Origin of the sequence: Ekhidna sp., assembly GCF_963691765.1 — a bacterium.
Taxonomy (GTDB): domain Bacteria; phylum Bacteroidota; class Bacteroidia; order Cytophagales; family Cyclobacteriaceae; genus Ekhidna.
In genome coordinates this window covers 87,943-105,584 of sequence record NZ_OY829375.1, presented here as the reverse complement: position 1 = coordinate 105,584, position 17,642 = coordinate 87,943, and the positions used below count along the sequence as shown (strand labels likewise).

The window sequence follows — 17,642 nt, the reverse complement described above, 5'->3', positions numbered from 1 at the left end:
TTTTACCAATTTCGCAACGTAAAACCATGATTTACAGGGCTTTTTAGCTGATTTTTCTACGCAAACGTTTGCGTATTGTAACTCCCATAAATGTGGATCTGAGGCATAGAATCACACCGAAAACGTTTCCGATTGAAGCCTATTTGATAATAATTTTTAATCGATGATTTTTAGAATTGTCGCCCAGTGAAAGAGTATATACGCCAGGAGTTAAAGAATTGAAATTGATGAGTCGGCTCAATGGCACTTTACCAGCTTGTATAATACGTCCATTCAGATCCGAAATTTGAAATTCTTTGGCTTGAACTTCATCAGAAATGTATAGTACATCTGAAGTGGGGTTTGGGTAAACATAAATCGAATTACTTAACCTTTCATTTGCACTTAGAGTGATCTGCTGATCCTCGATGTAATTGTCAATTAATTCAGATGTGTAGATGTACCATTCTCCAGCTCTGAGGGTAACTTCTTCTGTTGTATTCGATACTTCAAATTCTTCTCCAGTAAAATAATTGTACCACGTACCCGTACTGGAGAACTTATGATTAGCAGTTTGCTCTTCTGTATCAAAATTCCCAACTATATAAATGCTGACATCAGGGTGATTGATGTTTATGGTTTTGATATTTCCCGATGTATTCCATTCGAAATAATCTTTATTTATATAATCCGTCTGAGTTCGCAAATGGATCAATGATTTATATAAATCAAACAACTTTTTTCGATTAAGTTCTTCCAGGTATTCCCATCGGGTAGGTTTAATTCCAAGTCGATCGTTGTTTAATTCTTCATCGTATCCAAACTCTCCAAATTGCCAGATCATTTTGGGCCCCGGAACAGGTAAAAAGAAGGCAGCAGCCAATTTCGCACGCTCGAGTGCTTCATTCTCACTTTCACTTTTTTTCAATTGCCACATGAATCTTTCCTCATCGTGACTTTCCATATAGGTTACAAGATTAGGCTCGGACCATCCACGATTTTCAAAATATGCCTGACCCAATGAAGTAGAACTTCCCTTACCGGCATTGATGTATGTATGGTTTAAGTTGCCCCAAAGCATCATCCCATAATTTGCCAGTTCCTTTTCCTCTGTATTGTCTGCAAAATGTTCCAGAATAATGTATGCTGTTGGGTCTTGCTCCCATATGACGTCAGCAAACCTTTTCCAAATGGCAATTCTAGAAGCATCATAATTACCCCATGCATTCACATCTCCAAGGGTGTTCTTCTGAGTGAACCCTTTTGATAAATCAAATCGGTAACCATCGATATTATACTCCTCCAGCCAATACTTCATTACCCTGTCAGAATAGTCTTTAGTCAACTGACTTTCATGATTCATGTCATAACCAACATTGAAGTCATGTTTTGCTGCTGTATTGAACCAAGGGTTTTCCGAAGTAGGATTACCGTATAAGCCATCATTATATAGTCTCACCAACGAATTTCTTCCAAAATGATGATTAAGAACTATGTCAAGAATTACAGCTATCCCACGTTTATGAGCTTCGTTTATGAGCGTTTTAAGATCAAGTTCGGTGCCGTAATACTTATCCACTGCGAACATAAACGCTGGATTATAACCCCAGCTTAGGTTTCCCTCAAATTCTTGAACAGGCATAAGCTCGATAGCATTTATACCTAAATCAGCCAAATAATCCAGCCGTTCTGTTACTGCATTATACGTTCGCTCCTCGGTAAAGTCTCTTACCAAAAGTTCATATATAACCAAGTCTTCATTTGCAGGTCGGGTAAATTCATCCCATGCAAACTCAGCTTTGTTCGTTTGTATAACAGATACTGATTCTGATGTTTCGTTAGATGGGTATGGAATGAGATTGGGATACCTATCCTCAGCAATTATTTCGGGATCATCAAATGAAGAAGAAATTTTTTCAGAGTATGGGTCGGCAATTTTTAGTTCACCGTCGATTAAGTATTGAAAACGATACTCTTCACCCGATGTAAGACCTGTAAGCTCAAGCCAGAAAACATCCCCATCTTTTTGCATTAGGTAATCACTACTTAAAGACCAATCATTGAAATCTCCAATGACGAAAATGTGTTCTTTATTGGGTGCTCTTAGTGCAAGAGTAACGCTTGTGTTATCACTTCCATAATTGATTCCATCTACTATTCCATCGGGTAGTGAAACAGTTTCTGTGGTAGGAGTGATGGTATATGTATAGCTTGTTTCATCGGTTTCTGAGCCACTCGTAGCTCTTGCGGTAACAACGTGAACATCTCCATCATCAATGATTGTATGGGTGGTAATTAATTCTGTGTCGTTTTCAACACTGGCGATTTGTATATCGTCGACTAGAATTTCAATATCTGCATTTGCAGAGGCTCTTACTTCAATATCGATTGTAGTAGAAGAGGAGTAGAATCCGTATGAACCGCTTGGTTGGTCCATTACTAGTGTGAATCCGTCGGTTATGTCTACAATAAAGTCTGAGGTTTGACCGTCACCCCAATCATTGCCTTTAAGTAACATGCCTAAGCTTTCTATTTCTTCGGCTGTGCTTCCCAGGAATTCAGTAGGTGTTAGCGTGATGGAGAAGAATACACTTCCTCCGGATCCGGTTGATTTCGTGAATTTGGCAGCATCCGTTGCTGAACTATTTGAGTTTGCAGGGTTGATATTTGAAGGCGCATCAATTCCTTCTCCAGGAACCCACATCCATATCCAGGCCTCCGAAAGGTTTTGAAGGGAAGTGCCTGATACATCATAGGTAATTGTAATTTCTTCATCTGCACTAAAAAATGCAGGCTCAATAGTTGGTTCAATGGATGTTTGGGCGGTTAAATTGGAGGTGATCAGAGCGATCAATAGAAGGGTGAGTATATTTTTCATAAAAATTGGGTTAAAAAAAAGCTGCCTAAGAAGGCAGCTTTTTCTGTATTAAATATGAGAATTATTGTCTCGCTGCATTGGACGTTGCAGTAGCAGTGTACGTAACTCCACCATCAGAAGTAGAGATAGTCACAGAGTAATTACCTGCTGCATCCAAATTGAATGTGCTATTGTTGAATTCTAATGCAGTAGCTCCATCAATAGTACCACCTAGGTTGTAGTCAAAGCTTTGGTTTACAAAGATTTTCCATCCACCAGTAGTATAGTCACCAGCTGAAAGCGTAGCTGAAGCTAAATCGTCGTTGTAAGTCATTGCAATTCCATTTCCTGCATCCCAGTTGCCTACAGGGCTGCCTTCTCCAATCACTTGGAATTCAGCTTCATCGATAGTGATATCCCAATTGTCTCCTTGATCAGAAGTAGAGATAGTGATGTAGTAGAATCCAGAAGCTCCGTCAGCAACAAACCATTGTCCATCTGCATTAGTGTCTCCATCATCAGTGATTGTTCCATCTTCAGTGTTATCAGTAACATTAGCTGTAGTTGGTAGAAGCTTAGTTGCCCAAGTACAGTCAGTTCTGAATTTAAATGCATTGTTTTCAGTACCGCCTGCAAGAGGGAATACACCTCTCCACTTGTGAACACCACCGTCTCCATTGATATAAATTAGACGTTTTTCATTGTTCCAGCCATCAGTTGCTGTACCAGTACCACTTTCGTCGCAAACTCCTGTTCCATTTCCTGGATCACCTTGAGTAGCAGATCCAATGATTCCCCAAGTGAAGTTATCTGGGTCGAAATCACATACTGGAGCATCTCCAGTGCTAGATAGGCTAATTTCTGCAGTTGCATTTTCATCTATTGAGAATGTAATGTCATAAGTTCCATTTGCAATAGAGTTGTCACTTAAATTGATATTTGCTCCACCTTCTTCTAGTGCTGTAGGTGTACCTCCAAGGTTTGTAAGAGCTACATATCCGTTAACATCATCAAAGCTTGATTTATCAGTTCTTCTGTCGATTTTCCAGCTGTCATTGTATCTAACTTTGAATTCAGCATCCTTTAAGATGATGCCTGTGCCATCATAAACGGCACCATCAGCTGCGCTAGCTGAAGTTTCAGTCAGGTCAATGTCAGCGTTAAATCCATCACTTGTACATGCATCTGAGAATACTGCTCCTCCGATAACACCCCAAGAATCAACTTTAACAATCAATGCTTCATCAGCTTGTGTATCAAATATTACGTGGTAGAAACCAGACTCTGCAATGTCAAATGAAGTTGCATTTCCAGAAATATCAACTACAGTATAAGAACCAGTATAGTCATCAGTGTTGTCCGCTTCGTCATCATTGTAAGTGGAAGTAGATCCACCATATGCAGCAGAAGCTTCTTGATCATCAACCTCAACAAACAAGAATGAACCTGCTTCTAAATAAGTAAATGTAGTCATGTGACCGGATCGCTCTTTGGTTGCAAATCCATCATCTTCAACTTTAGTATCACGTAGAACATTTCCAGTAACTACTGTTGTGTCTGTGCTAGAAATTCCTGCGATGTAAAGACCGTCAGCAACTATGAATGAACCAGTATCATCATCGTCGTCAATGATCGTAGAACCACCATCATCGCTACCGCAAGATGTGGTGAAAATTAGGGCCCCTATAAGCATCAAAAAACTTAGGGATTTTAGTGCATTTTTCATCGTAATTTGTTGTTAAATTTTAAGTAATTTTTTTGGAGTTTTTGGGTTGAAAAATCAATATTTTCTTAACACTCACTTACCGAATTTTAGAAATTCAAAAATTCCAAACAACACTTTCACGAAGTTTTTACGAACTTTTTTTTCTGCAAACGTTTGCGTTTCAGACTTTTACAAAGCCACTGAAGTAGAATTGGCCCATTTCGCTATCTTTCGAGTATGAAAAGGCAAACAATTACCATCAAAGACATCGCTAAAGAATTGGGTATTTCACCCTCAACGGTATCGCGTGCTTTGAAAGACCATTTTGAAATCAGTGAAGAAACTAAGAAAGCCGTTAGGCGTGTTGCAGAAGAATTGAACTATCAACCTAACTCTTTAGCATTGAGTTTGAGGTATAGTAAATCCAACACTATTGGCATCGTAGTTCCAGAGATTGTTCACTTCTTTTTCTCGACAGTGATTAGTGGAATCGAGGACATCGCTCAGAGTAGGGGATACAACGTAATCATCACTCAATCCAATGAATCTGTTGAACGAGAAATGATGAATATTCAAACGTTGTTTAATAACAGAGTTGACGGAATACTGGTGTCACTTTCGAAAGAGTCTTTTGACCATTCACATTTTGAAGCCATGATGCAAAAAGGTTTGCCGATTGTATTTTTTGATAGAGTACCAGAAGCATTGGAAAATAGCAACGTCACAGTTGATGATTTTTTGGGTGGGTACCAGGCCACTGAGCATTTGATTCAGAAGGGGTATCGAAAAATTGGACATCTAGCGGGACCCGAGAATCTAGAAATTACGAATGAACGACTTAGTGGATTTCGAAAAGCGCACGAGGATGCTGGACTTGAAGTTGACGAAAGTTTGATCGTTTTCAATCATGCATCGAATGAAGGTGATGCTTATTCTGCTACTGCGGCTATTTTGAAATCAAAAGATGTTGATGCTTTGTTTGCTTCCAATGATTTGGCAGCGATGGGTGCCATCAAAGCTGCTCAAGAAAATGGAAGAAAAATTCCTGATGATTTTGGAGTAGTTGGATTCAGCAACTGGCAATTTACATCCTTGACTAACCCTACTATTTCGACTATAGAACAACCGGGTTTTGAAATGGGGCAGCACGCAGCGGAATTATTATTGAAGCAAATAGAAAGTGAGGAAGGTGTTGAAACCGAAAGGATAAAGCTGCCAACGGCTTTATTGGCGAGGGATTCTTCCAGAAAATCCTGATTTTTTACAAAATCTTCATTATCAGCCTCTTCCGCAACCGTTTGCGTTATTTTTTTTGAAATAATCCTACGTTTCCATCTCAGATTATTCATTAATTTGAATCATCACACAACTTAACGATGGAAAAAAACTATGTTGGATACTGTCAAAAGTGAGGGCAAAAAAAGAATTGTGTCTGCTGGAAAATACATATCGTATAAGACCATAAAGTATGGAATTGAAGTCCAGTCAGATCTCTATTCATACCGGATCATATTTTACAATGAACGGACCATTCGAATTCATCAAGTAAATGGTGAGGTTGATGAGAATCCATACTCGGTAATTCAGCAACCAAATGAATCTGTAAACTATTCGATAGAAGAACATGATGAGTCTTTGGTAATTACTTCAGAACACATCGATGTTGTCGTAAACAAAGAAACTATCCTCTTTACTTTTCTGGATAAGGACGGTAAGGTGCTGAATCAGGATGATCCTGGTTTAGGGACACAAGTTCAAGGGGAACAAAAGACGGTTTATAAAAAATTACAAAACAATGAACGATTTGTTGGATTAGGAGAGAAAACTGGTCCTTTGGATAGGAGGGGAAAAGGTTACCAAAATTGGAATACTGATCATTTTGCCTATCACATTGAAGCTGATCCTTTGTATGCTTCAATCCCATTTTACATAGGTATTCATGGCGATTGCTCTTACGGCATATTCTTAGACAATAGTTATAAAAGTCATTTTAATTTTGGCGCTTCCAACAATCGATTTTCGAGCTTTTCTGTTGATTCAGGAGACCTAAATTATTATTTCTTTGCCGGTAGCGTCAGTGATATCATTGAGTCTTATACTTGGTTGACTGGTCGTATGCCTTTGCCTCCAATGTGGAGTATAGGTTATCAACAATGTAGGTATAGCTACTATCCTGATACTGAGGTTCTTGATGTGGCAAAAAAATTCAGAGATAAAGACATTCCAGCGGATGTTATTGTATTAGATATCCACTACATGGATCAATACAAGATCTTTAGTTGGGATAAAGAAAGATTCCCATATCCGGCACAAATGGTAGACTTACTCAAGGAGATGGGATTTGAAGTTGTAGTAATCTGTGATCCAGGAATTAAGAAAGAGGAAGACTACGAGCCTCATTCTTCTGGAGTGGAAAACGATGTCTTTTTGAAGTATCCTGATGGTGAATTCTACGAAGGAGAAGTGTGGCCTGGATGGTGTTATTTCCCTGATTTTACTAAAGCTGAGAGTAGAGAATGGTGGCATGAGATGATGAAGAGCTATACTCAGATTGGTATCAAAGGATTCTGGAATGACATGAATGAGATAGCAACCTGGGGTCAGATGCTACCTGAAAATATTGTGTTTGATTTTGAAGGAGAAGGTGCTACCACCAGAAAGGGAAGAAATGTTTATGGTATGCAAATGGCGAAGAGTGCATACGAAGGAGCGAAATCAAACTTAGACGGGAAACGTCCATTTATTCTTACCAGAGCAGGATTTGCAGGAGTTCAACGGTATAGTGCACTTTGGACAGGTGATAATGTTGCCAACGACGAGCATATGATGCTTGGTGTTCGGATGGTTAACAGTTTGGGATTATCTGGAGTGCCATTTTCGGGTTATGATGTTGGAGGATTTGCAGGAAATGGACAAAGCAATCTTTTTGCCAGATGGATACAGGTAGGAGCTTTTTCGCCTTTCTTCCGCGGCCATTCAATGATAAATTCCAATGATTCGGAGCCATGGTCATATGGTGAAGAAGTAGAAGAAATTTCTAAAAACTATATTCGTTTAAGGTATAAATTGATGCCGTATGTCTATCAGGCATTCTTAAAAGCTTCCGAAAAGGGAACACCGATTACAAGAAGTTTATGTATCGACTATACCACTGATGATAACATCTATGATTCAGATTTTGAGAATCAATACATGTTCGGAGAGAGCATACTTGTGGCACCTTTAGCTAGTGATCAAAGATTTGGAAAAATTTATTTACCTCAAGGAGAATGGTATGAGTTTTTCACGGATGAGAAGTTTGAAGGAGGGCAGGTAAACATCCGAGAGTATGCGTTAGAACATTTACCACTCTTTGTGAAAGCTTCATCAATCATTCCAGTTTACTCAGATGCACAACAAAACTCCAAGGACATTGGTGAGAGCCTGGAACTGCATGTTTACAATGGAGACGAAATATGCAATATAGAGTATTATGAGGATGATGGAGTTTCAACTGAGAATGTAGCCGGAGTATACCATCGTAGGAATATCGTATTTGATCCAAGTAATAAGAAGATTTCCATTGAAATGGCCCAGGGTAGCTATTCAAGTAAGATAAAGAAGGTTAAAGTAGTTCTTCATGGTTTCGAAGAGCGTGCAGTGAATCAACTAGAAAAGCAATCATATTCTTACGTACAGCCTATCTCCAACTTTGATCCTTTTGAAGATGACCGAAGAGACAATCTAAAATCTGATCAGGTTTTTACTATTGAAAAAGACTATACGAATGAAGAAATTACTTTTAGCTGGTAGCATTGTTGCGTTACTTGCAGCATGTGAGCCAGCATCACTTCAATCGTTAGAATCATCTCTGATTTTAGGTAAGGCAACGCCGATACATCTTGGAATGGACAAAACTGATGTTCAGGTTGCTGATTACGTGATAGATCCATCGAGAATTGATTCCATTACATCAGATGGACCATTTTCTCTACAGGAAAGAGAAGGAATTCTTTCCATATCAGGAAAGGCCAAAAAAGACCTATACAACCTAACCTTTTGGTCATCCGGTATTGGTGAAAGTGTTCTTTTAAGGCGCACTAAAAAGACCCTATATTCATTTTTATTCCCTTCTTCGGGTGCAGAGGATAAGGTAATGATCAAAGGTGAATTCAATGCTTGGAATCCAAACAATACTGTACTTGAAAAACAAGATGGAGAATTTACTGGGTATGTACTACTTAGCCCGGGAACATATCAATACTTGTATGTGATTGATGGCAAGGAAATGCTTGATCCCCAAAATACTGACTCCATTAGCAACGGGATGGGAGGATGGAACTCTGTTATTGAAATTGCTGGGCCGGATGCTTCGCTTATCCCTCACATAAAAACAGATAGTTATGATGCAAATGAAATTAGACTTGTAAGTAATAATCCAATCGAAAAGGTTTATGCCTATTGGGAAAACCAACTACTTCCTAATGATTACATCGATATTGACAATAAATCGATTGCTATTTCAATTCCTGGAAATGCGAAAAACATAAAAAGATCTGCAATTCGACTGTGGGCTTTTAATCAAGAGGGTGTCGGCAATGATGTTCTTTTGCCATTAAATAATGGACAGGTACTCTCTTCTTCAGAACAGCTTGACCGAAATGATTACGAGTCGATGATCATGTATTTCTTAATGGTAGACAGGTTTAATAATGGTAATTCCAGTAATGACAAACCATTGAATATTCCTGAGGTACACCCTAAGGCTGATTATTTCGGCGGTGACCTTGCTGGAGTTACACAGAAAATCGCTGATGGTTATTTTCAGGATTTGGGTGTAAATACTGTATGGCTTTCTCCAATTACTCAAAATCCAGAAGGGGCATTTGGTAAATACCCAGAGCCTGAGACTAGTTTTTCTGGATATCATGGATATTGGCCCATTTCGAATTTAAAGGTTGATTATCGTTTCGGAACATCTGAAGAATTTAGGTCACTAATCGATGTTGCTCATGGTCAAAATATGAACGTGCTACTTGATTATGTAGCAAACCATGTCCATGAACAACACCCCATCTATCAAGAAAATCCGGATTGGGCTACAGATCTGTACCTGCCGGATGGATCCTTAAATACAGAAAGGTGGGATGATCATAGACTCACTACATGGTTTGATACATTCATGCCGACACTTGATTTGTCAAGAATGGAAACTGTTGATCCAATGACAGACTCAGCCATGTTTTGGCTTAAGGAATACGGTATTGATGGTTTTAGGCATGATGCAACAAAGCACATTCCAGAAATCTTTTGGAGAACACTAACCAAGAAAGTAAAGAATGATGTGATACTGAAGGGAGATCGAAGTGTATTCCAAATAGGTGAGACTTATGGAAGTCATGAGCTTATTAAAAGCTACATCAATACGGGAATGTTGGATGCACAATTTGATTTCAATATGTATGATCGCGCTGTGTCTGCATTTGCAGGGGCAGGTGCGCTAAATGAGCTGGGTAATTCACTAAGAGAAAGCATAAAATACTATGGTGATCATAACTTGATGGGATATATCACCGGCAATCAGGATCGTCCAAGGTTTATATCATATGCCGATGGTTCGTTAAAGTTTGGCGAGGATACAAAATATGCGGGTTGGAATCGTGAAATCAGCTTACAGGATACCCTTGCATATCGGAAACTTTCTGCATTAACGGCATATATGATGTCTATTCCCGGTATTCCATGTATTTATTACGGTGATGAATATGGATCACCTGGTGGAAATGACCCAGACAATCGACGCCAAATGCAATTTGATAATCTCGATAGACATCAATTAGCCACTCGAGCACGAGCGAAAAAGATGATCGAACTGCGCAAGGAAAACCTGGCACTTATCTATGGTGATACGGAGATTCTTGAAGAAAGTAATTCGCACTTAGTTATTGCAAGGTCTTATTTTGAAAACAGTGTTATTTCTGTTTTCAATAGTTCAGAAAGTCCAATAGAAGTTTCAATTCCAGCAGGAGGTAAGCCTAATTTCTTTGGGGAGGTTTCTGGAAATCTAGTTACGATACCGGCATTTGGCTTTGAAATGATCACTTACAACTAACCACAGAATGAAAAAAGCAATTAACCTAACCTTAATTCTTATCATCGTGCTAAGTGCATGCACAGGTCAAACCGAGGCAGAAGCTGTGAGTGAAGTGATCAATTATCCTGAAAAAGCTAAGGATAATGTTATTTACGAGGTGAATATTCGTCAATACACTCCAGAAGGCACGATCAATGCATTTGCCGAACATTTGCCAAGGCTGAAAGATTTAGGGGTAGATATTCTATGGATAATGCCTGTACAGCCAATCGGTGAAAAGAATAGAAAAGGAAGACTGGGTAGCTATTATTCAATCAAAGATTATACAGCCATCAATCCTGATTATGGAACCATGGAAGACTTTAAAACCATGGTTGAGTCGGCTCATAACTTGGGCATAAAAGTGATATTGGATTGGGTGGCAAACCACACGGCTTTTGATCATCCATGGACTGAAATAGCTGGATATCACACTACTGATTCACTAGGGAATATAACATGGCCTGAAGGTACAGACTGGACAGATGTAGCTGATCTCAATTATGAGAATATGGACATGCAAAACGAAATGATTGATGCATTAAGGTTTTGGGTTCGAGAAGCAGATTTGGATGGTTATCGATGCGACGTTGCTGGTTTTGTTCCAATGGAATTCTGGCAGCGTGCAAAGGATTCACTCGATGTTGATAAAGATTTGTTTATGCTAGCAGAATGGGACGAACCGGAAATGCACAACGATGCTTTTCATATGACCTATGGATGGGGATTGCACCATTATATGAATGGTGTAGCAAAAGGTGAGAAGAATGCCGATTCATTGATAGCATTCATCAACAAGGATTTGGTAAGGTATCCATCAGATGCGATTAGAATGAATTTTACTACCAATCACGATGAAAACTCTTGGAATGGGACAGTCTTTGAACGATTTGGCGAAGGACATAAGGCATTTGCAGTTTTTGCATTCACCGTTCAGGGTATGCCTTTAATTTATAGTGGGCAGGAGGCTGGATTAGATAAACGACTGGTCTTTTTTGACAAGGATTCAATCGATTGGAGTGATATTAAATATCAAGATTTTTACGCTAAGCTCGTTGAGATCAAACATTCTAATCCAGCATTGTATAACGGTGAGTTTGGGGGGCAGCCTCAGTTTATAAGCACGGACAATCCAATGGTTATTGCTTATCGCAGAGTAATAGGAGAGAATGAGGTAATTACCGTTATCAATTTATCTGGGGAGTCACAAAATGTGAGTCTCGATGGAGTGGATGAATTTCAGGATTTCTTCTCTGGAGAAACCATCTCATCAATTAGCGAAATGACTCCATATCAATTTTACGTAGGATCTAAAGGTCAATAGTAATGAGTAATGTTTCTATCAATTCAGAAAAGCCCAAGTTAAGCTTTTGGCAAATATGGAATATGAGTTTTGGATTCCTTGGAATTCAATTTGGGTTTGCCTTACAAGGTGGGTTCATGTCCCGAATTTTCCAGACATTAGGTGCCAGTAAGGATGCCATCCCAATGTTGTGGATTGCAGCACCTTTAACGGGACTCTTAGTTCAGCCAATCATTGGATATCTAAGTGATAGAACGTGGAGTGCCAAATTGGGCAGGAGACGTCCATTTTTCTTGATCGGAGCGATCCTCAGTTCAATAGCCCTAATTTTTATGCCGTATTCATCGGCACTGTGGATGGCTGCAGGATTCCTATGGATTTTGGATGCCAGTATTAATATATCCATGGAGCCTTTTAGAGCATTAGTTGCGGACAAGCTGCCGGATAATCAAAGATCCTATGGGTTTGTCGTACAAACACTTATTATTGGAGTAGGTACTTGGATTGCGAGCAATTTGCCTGCTTTTGTTACCAAGATGGGTGTCGCGAATGAAGCCCCTTCAGGTATCGTTCCGGATAGTGTAAAAGTTGCTTTTTTAATTGGTGCAATTGTCTTTATTGGCACCATACTATATACCATTTTCACTACTAAAGAATATCCACCTGAAGACTTGGAAGCTTTTAGAGAGACAAATAAAAGCACTGGAGGTTTTTTAAATGGGGCCAAAGAGATATTAAACAATATATCTTCTATGCCTCTGGTTATGAAGAAGTTAGGTGTAGTTCAGTTTTTTTCCTGGTTTGCTTTTTTCAGCATGTGGAGCTTTGCTACGCCGGCTTTGACAGATCATGTTTTTAATGCAACAGATCCAACAACGTCGCTATATAATGATGCTGCCAATCAAGTCGGTTCTGCAATGGGTACATATGGACTTTCATCGATGGTTTATGCTTTGCTTTTGGTTTTTATAACCAGTAAGTACTCAATAAATCGAAAGTACTTGCATATGGTAAGTCTTATAATAGGAGGATTTGGATTCATATCAATGCTTCTGATCACTGAGCCTTGGATGCTTCATTTATCTTTCATTGGAATTGGAATAGCATGGGCCAGCATTTTATCCATGCCCTATGCCATGCTTTCTTCAGCCATTGATGCCAAGAAGATGGGTGTATACATGGGGCTATTTAATATGTTTATAGTTATCCCTCAAATTGTTGCCGCACTAGGTGGAATTAATTTCACTTATAAATTTTTATTTGGGGAAGCCACAATTAATACTATGCTTTTAGCAGGTTGCTCTTTAATTTTAGCGGGATTAGCCAATCTCATTATAATTAATAAAAAAGCAGTCGCTGGATGACGAAACTTGCAATAGGAATAGATATCGGAGGAACGAACTCAAAGTTTGGTATTGCCGATAGAGATGGAAATATTTTAGCACAGTCTAGAATCAAGACACAACAGTTCGATGATTATCGAGTATTCCTTCAAACCTTAAAAGAAGAAATCGAGAAGATACACCCAATTGATAATGCAATTGGAATAGGAGTAGGGGCCCCCAATGCCAACTATTACCAAGGGACTATTGTAAATCCACCAAACCTTCCTTGGAAGGGTATTTCCAATTTTGCCGAAGAAGCCGAGAAAGTATTTGGGATGAAATGTGTCCTTACCAATGACGCAAATGCTGCTGCTTTAGGTGAAATGGTATACGGTAAGGCTAAGGACATGAAAGACTTTGTGGTCCTTACAGTAGGTACAGGTTTAGGTAGTGGAATAGTGATTAATGGGGACTTGGTTTACGGTAAACACGGCTTCGCTGGAGAGCTGGGTCATACGCTAGTGAATGCAAATGGAAGATATTGTGCATGTGGAAAAAGAGGATGTCTGGAGACATATGTATCTGCTACAGGAATACGCAGGACCGTATATAAATTATTAGCTGATTATACAGAACCTAGTATACTCCGTTCAATCAGTTTTGATGACTTGAGCACCAGGACCATAACAGAGGCAGCTGCAAAAGGCGATAAAATTGCAATTGAAGCATTTAAATATACTGGGAGAGTTCTTGGAATGAAATTATCCGATTTTGTTGTTCATACTGATCCAGAAGCAATATTTTTGTTGGGAGGTCTGGCTCAAGCCGGCGACCACATCTTTACCCCCGCTCAAGAAAATATGGAGCGTTATATGATGCCCCTATTTCGTGATAAGAAGATACAACTGCAACCCTCAGGTTTGAAAGACGATGATGCTCCGATATTGGGAGCTTCAAGTCTGGTTTGGAAATATTTAGACAATTAGAAAAACTCAAAAACCAGCAATCATCTTTGGGTGATATCAAACGTTTAGGTCTGTTTTGAGTTAGGATTAAAAGAAATATAGAATGAAAAATATTGGAGTATTTACGTCTGGAGGAGATGCACCAGGAATGAATGCATGCGTTCGCGCAGTGGTACGATCTGGCATTAGCCTTGGACTGAATGTCTATGGAATAAGATACGGATACAATGGTATCATTAACGGAGATATGTATCTAATGAAGTCTTATTCGGTAAGTAATATTCTTCAGAAAGGAGGGACCATTCTAAAATCTGCAAGGAGCGAAGATTTCAGAACCAAAGAAGGAAGAAAGAAGGCTTACGAACAACTCAAGGCCAAAGGGATAGAAGGCCTTGTGGCAATTGGAGGTGATGGTACATTTACTGGAGCGAATATCTTTTATGAAGAATACGGTATTCCTACAGTAGGAGCTCCAGGAACAATTGACAATGACTTATTTGGCTCGGATTTTACTATCGGATTTGATACGGCGGTAAACACCGCGTTGGAAGCAATTGACAAAATCAGAGATACTGCAAATTCGCATGATCGCGTGTTCTTTATTGAAGTTATGGGACGTCATTCTGGCTACATCGCAATTCATTGCGGAATAGGCGGTGGAGCAGAATTGGTAATGGTTCCTGAAACATCTACAACCATTCAAGATGTAATAGATACTTTGAATAAGGGTAGAGATAAAGAGAAAACTTCAGCGATAGTAATTGTGGCAGAGGGCGACGAGCAAGGCGATGCTCATGAAATAGCCAATAAGGTTAAAGGAAAACTGCCAAAGCTGGATATCCGAGTTTCTACTCTGGGGCACTTGCAGCGAGGAGGTTCTCCAACTTCCTTGGATCGAATTTTAGCTAGCAGACTTGGTCTTGCGGCTGTAGAAGGTTTGATTAATGGTAAGGCAAATGTTATGGCTGGAATTATCGATGATGAAGTAGCTTATACAAGTTTCAAGTTAGCCATAAGCAAAACGAAGCCCATAAGCAATGAGCTGATGCGCCTCGTTGATGTGATGAACAATTAAGACCAGCTATTCTGGATATTTTAATATCTTGGCGTCTCGACCAAGATAATTCTACCTATGAAGATTGCATTTCTCTCAGTTCCAGTTCTATGTCTCGCGTTTCTAGCTATTTTGTTTTTGCAGTCAGGACTCGACAAGGTCTTCAATTATAAGGGTAATAAAGAGTGGTTTGAGAGCCACTTTGCAAACAGTCCACTGAAAGGTCTGGTAGGATTGATGACTCTGTTAATAACACTTTTGGAAGTGTCAGCAGGAGGGCTCTGTGCTGCGGGTATATTCTTTCTGATTTATGATGGCAGCGCAAATATTGGGCTAATTGGAGCTCAACTTTCAACACTCTCAATTCTCGCTTTGTTCTTTGGTCAGCGTATGGCTCAAGACTATGTAGGAGCTGCAACACTTACCACTTACTTCATCATTTCAGCAATGACCGTTTACCTGCTCTGGGAAATGGTTACTCCTATTTGAATTATTCACTAAATGGAAATCAATGTTCAGATTGCCTCTAATAAAGACTATCAAGCGGTAGGAAAATTGATGGTGGAGGTTTATGCAGCATTAGAAGGTTTTCCATCTCTAGAGGAACAACCTGAATATTACCATGTGTTGGCCAATATTGGTGAGTTTGCAAAAAAGGAGAGCGTTGATATTTTGATTGCTACATCTGCAAGTGACATTTTGGGAGCGGTAGTTTATATCAATGATCTGGCAGACTACAGTGCCAACATTAACCTTGAGGAAGAAAAAGAAAGTGCTGCGTTTAGACTATTGGCAGTCTCTGATAAAGCTAGAGGACTGGGTATTGGTAAGCTTCTTACTAACGCATGTATTGAAAAAGCCAGGAGTAATGGACTTACTCAGATGATTATACATACTACCGATTCAATGAAAATTGCATGGGGTATGTACGAAAAAATGGGTTTTGTGAGGTCTACAGACTTAGACTTTTATCAAGTGGGCATGCCCGTATTAGGATTTCGAATGAAGCTCTAACCTTCTGTGCTCTTGGCGTTCATTTTTCGAACTGCACGTTCTATTCCATGAGGTGTCAATGGGAACATTGGAATCAGTTCTTTCATTACTTGGATCGTATAAGTGCCTGGCCAATACTTTAGAGGTTCTGGATTAAGCCAGACGGTCTTCTTGAATTTCTTAGCAATTGCCTGAATATTTCTAATGCTCAGGGGACTAAGTTCATATGGAGCCATGGCTGAGTCACCAATAAAGAACACTCTATAGTCTTTGTTGTACATGAGCAACTTGTCAATAGATATATAGGTTGATCTTCTCTCGTCTATCCAAACACGATCATATATGGTGTTGTGAAAGTAGAATACCTCTAGGTCATGCGAGAAACGTGTTTTCATCTTGCGGAAAAGCTGCTGTACACTTCTTATGTAAGGTGCCATTGAATATCCACCATTATCGATCAATACGATAATCTTAAGCTCTTCAAACTTTTCACTTGTTAATTCTGGAAGAAATAAGCCACCTCTTTTAAGTCCTGATTTGATGGTGCCAGGAACATCTAGTTTCTCAATTGCGCTTTCTTCTATAACACCTTTTATTGAAGCTAAAGCTGCATCTACATTGTTGTCATTAAGGAGCGCATCACGATCGATAGGGAAGTAGTTTTTATCACCTATCACTTTTCGAGCCATTCTTCCGCCACCTTGCCCACCAACTCTAAGTCCATTTTTTGCCGCTCCACCATGTCCATATGGTGAAATTCCTCCAGTTCCAATCCAGTGACTACCGCCGCTATGATTAGTTCGCTGTTGATCACGGACTTTTTCCATCCGTTCAAGCAATTCTTCTAAAGAGAGGTCAGAATAATCAGCCATTTTATCGAGGACTCTTTCGGCAGGTTCGGAATCAGTTTCCTGGGAGTCTTTGTCTTCGAGATCAGGGTTGTCCTTATCCCATAGCTCTTTTCCATTGACAACTTCTTTTATGTCATAGCTGGTAAGGTGGACTTGATCCAAGAATGTATTTACCAGGTCTTCTTCTGTTAGGTCAATGTCTCTATCAGCTTCATCGATATACTTAGTCTTCCACTGTTTAAAGGTCTCGGATCGCAATATGGCATCTTCTAATGTTTGTCCTGGTGCTATTGGGACATTTAAAAAGTATTCGTAGTAGGCTTTTGTGAAAGGGCCAATATCTTCAGGCTCTTTCACTACGATACCTTTAAGTGTATTATGTAAGTCTCCAAGAGTTTTCACCAAACCTTTTTGCATTGCTTTCCTTAGTACGAGAAGCGTACGCACATCAGCCTTTAGGCCATGTTTTCTAAAAGATTCTGGTAACGAGCTTAACAT

At 39.5% G+C, this 17,642-nt stretch carries 12 protein-coding genes; 9 read left to right on the top strand and 3 right to left on the bottom strand.

The features are described from left to right. Positions 1–139: 139 nt before the first annotated feature. Both ACY650_RS00515 and ACY650_RS00510 read right to left on the bottom strand, forming a co-directional pair. Complete coding sequence (locus tag ACY650_RS00515; protein WP_462250647.1) at positions 140–2,857, bottom strand: alpha-amylase family glycosyl hydrolase; 2,718 nt, start codon at positions 2,855–2,857, stop codon at positions 140–142. Positions 2,858–2,918: 61 nt separating this feature from the next. After that, a complete protein-coding gene (locus ACY650_RS00510) occupies positions 2,919–4,562 on the bottom strand; it encodes a hypothetical protein (protein WP_462250645.1) in 1,644 nt (547 codons plus the stop codon). 216 nt (positions 4,563–4,778) lie between these two features. On the opposite strand from ACY650_RS00510, the gene ACY650_RS00505 reads away from it, so the two are divergent. The 9 genes from ACY650_RS00505 to ACY650_RS00465 all read left to right on the top strand — a co-directional run bounded on the left by ACY650_RS00505 (position 4,779) and on the right by ACY650_RS00465 (position 16,314). Further along, positions 4,779–5,798, top strand: coding sequence for a LacI family DNA-binding transcriptional regulator (locus ACY650_RS00505; RefSeq protein WP_462250643.1), 1,020 nt, complete (start codon positions 4,779–4,781; stop codon positions 5,796–5,798). 132 nt (positions 5,799–5,930) lie between these two features. Next, positions 5,931–8,333, top strand: a complete 2,403-nt coding sequence (locus tag ACY650_RS00500) for a glycoside hydrolase family 31 protein (protein WP_462250641.1) — start codon at positions 5,931–5,933, stop codon at positions 8,331–8,333. Then, positions 8,308–10,632, top strand: a complete 2,325-nt coding sequence (locus ACY650_RS00495; protein ID WP_462250640.1) for an alpha-amylase family glycosyl hydrolase — start codon at positions 8,308–8,310, stop codon at positions 10,630–10,632. The genes ACY650_RS00500 and ACY650_RS00495 overlap by 26 nt, the downstream gene beginning before the upstream one ends. A 7-nt stretch (positions 10,633–10,639) precedes the next feature. Continuing rightward, a complete protein-coding gene (locus ACY650_RS00490) occupies positions 10,640–11,977 on the top strand; it encodes an alpha-amylase family glycosyl hydrolase (protein WP_462250638.1) in 1,338 nt (445 codons plus the stop codon). A gap of 2 nt (positions 11,978–11,979) precedes the next feature. Next, positions 11,980–13,320 carry an MFS transporter gene (locus ACY650_RS00485; RefSeq protein ID WP_462250636.1) on the top strand — a complete coding sequence of 447 codons (1,341 nt, stop codon included), beginning with the start codon at positions 11,980–11,982 and terminating at the stop codon, positions 13,318–13,320. Next, the gene (locus tag ACY650_RS00480) at positions 13,317–14,267 is read left to right on the top strand and encodes an ROK family protein (RefSeq protein ID WP_462250634.1); all 951 of its coding nucleotides are present in this window, start codon (positions 13,317–13,319) and stop codon (positions 14,265–14,267) included. Before ACY650_RS00485 ends, ACY650_RS00480 begins: the two co-directional genes overlap by 4 nt. Before the next feature lie 82 nt (positions 14,268–14,349). After that, entirely contained in the window at positions 14,350–15,321 is a 972-nt protein-coding gene (gene pfkA / locus ACY650_RS00475) for a 6-phosphofructokinase (RefSeq protein ID WP_462250632.1), read from the top strand. 57 nt (positions 15,322–15,378) lie between these two features. After that, positions 15,379–15,789 (top strand): DoxX family protein, encoded by a 411-nt coding sequence (locus tag ACY650_RS00470; protein ID WP_462250630.1) that lies wholly within the window; start codon positions 15,379–15,381, stop codon positions 15,787–15,789. Between the two features lie 12 nt (positions 15,790–15,801). Then, positions 15,802–16,314, top strand: a complete 513-nt coding sequence (locus tag ACY650_RS00465) for a GNAT family N-acetyltransferase (RefSeq protein ID WP_462250628.1) — start codon at positions 15,802–15,804, stop codon at positions 16,312–16,314. Here ACY650_RS00465 and ACY650_RS00460 read toward each other — a convergent pair. Continuing rightward, a complete protein-coding gene (locus ACY650_RS00460; protein WP_462250626.1) occupies positions 16,311–17,642 on the bottom strand; it encodes a hypothetical protein in 1,332 nt (443 codons plus the stop codon). The two genes, ACY650_RS00465 and ACY650_RS00460, sit on opposite strands and share 4 nt — an antisense overlap.

What these genes read in the sequence shown, in the direction of transcription:
- ACY650_RS00515 (WP_462250647.1), bottom strand. Translation starts at nt 2,857, where the DNA reads ATGAAAAATATACTCACCCTTCTATTGATCGCTCTGATCACCTCCAAT.
- ACY650_RS00510 (WP_462250645.1), bottom strand. Translation starts at nt 4,562, where the DNA reads ATGAAAAATGCACTAAAATCCCTAAGTTTTTTGATGCTTATAGGGGCC.
- ACY650_RS00505 (WP_462250643.1), top strand. Translation starts at nt 4,779, where the DNA reads ATGAAAAGGCAAACAATTACCATCAAAGACATCGCTAAAGAATTGGGT.
- ACY650_RS00500 (WP_462250641.1), top strand. Translation starts at nt 5,931, where the DNA reads ATGTTGGATACTGTCAAAAGTGAGGGCAAAAAAAGAATTGTGTCTGCT.
- ACY650_RS00495 (WP_462250640.1), top strand. Translation starts at nt 8,308, where the DNA reads ATGAAGAAATTACTTTTAGCTGGTAGCATTGTTGCGTTACTTGCAGCA.
- ACY650_RS00490 (WP_462250638.1), top strand. Translation starts at nt 10,640, where the DNA reads ATGAAAAAAGCAATTAACCTAACCTTAATTCTTATCATCGTGCTAAGT.
- ACY650_RS00485 (WP_462250636.1), top strand. Translation starts at nt 11,980, where the DNA reads ATGAGTAATGTTTCTATCAATTCAGAAAAGCCCAAGTTAAGCTTTTGG.
- ACY650_RS00480 (WP_462250634.1), top strand. Translation starts at nt 13,317, where the DNA reads ATGACGAAACTTGCAATAGGAATAGATATCGGAGGAACGAACTCAAAG.
- pfkA (WP_462250632.1), top strand. Translation starts at nt 14,350, where the DNA reads ATGAAAAATATTGGAGTATTTACGTCTGGAGGAGATGCACCAGGAATG.
- ACY650_RS00470 (WP_462250630.1), top strand. Translation starts at nt 15,379, where the DNA reads ATGAAGATTGCATTTCTCTCAGTTCCAGTTCTATGTCTCGCGTTTCTA.
- ACY650_RS00465 (WP_462250628.1), top strand. Translation starts at nt 15,802, where the DNA reads ATGGAAATCAATGTTCAGATTGCCTCTAATAAAGACTATCAAGCGGTA.
- ACY650_RS00460 (WP_462250626.1), bottom strand. Translation starts at nt 17,642, where the DNA reads ATGTTAAGCTCGTTACCAGAATCTTTTAGAAAACATGGCCTAAAGGCT.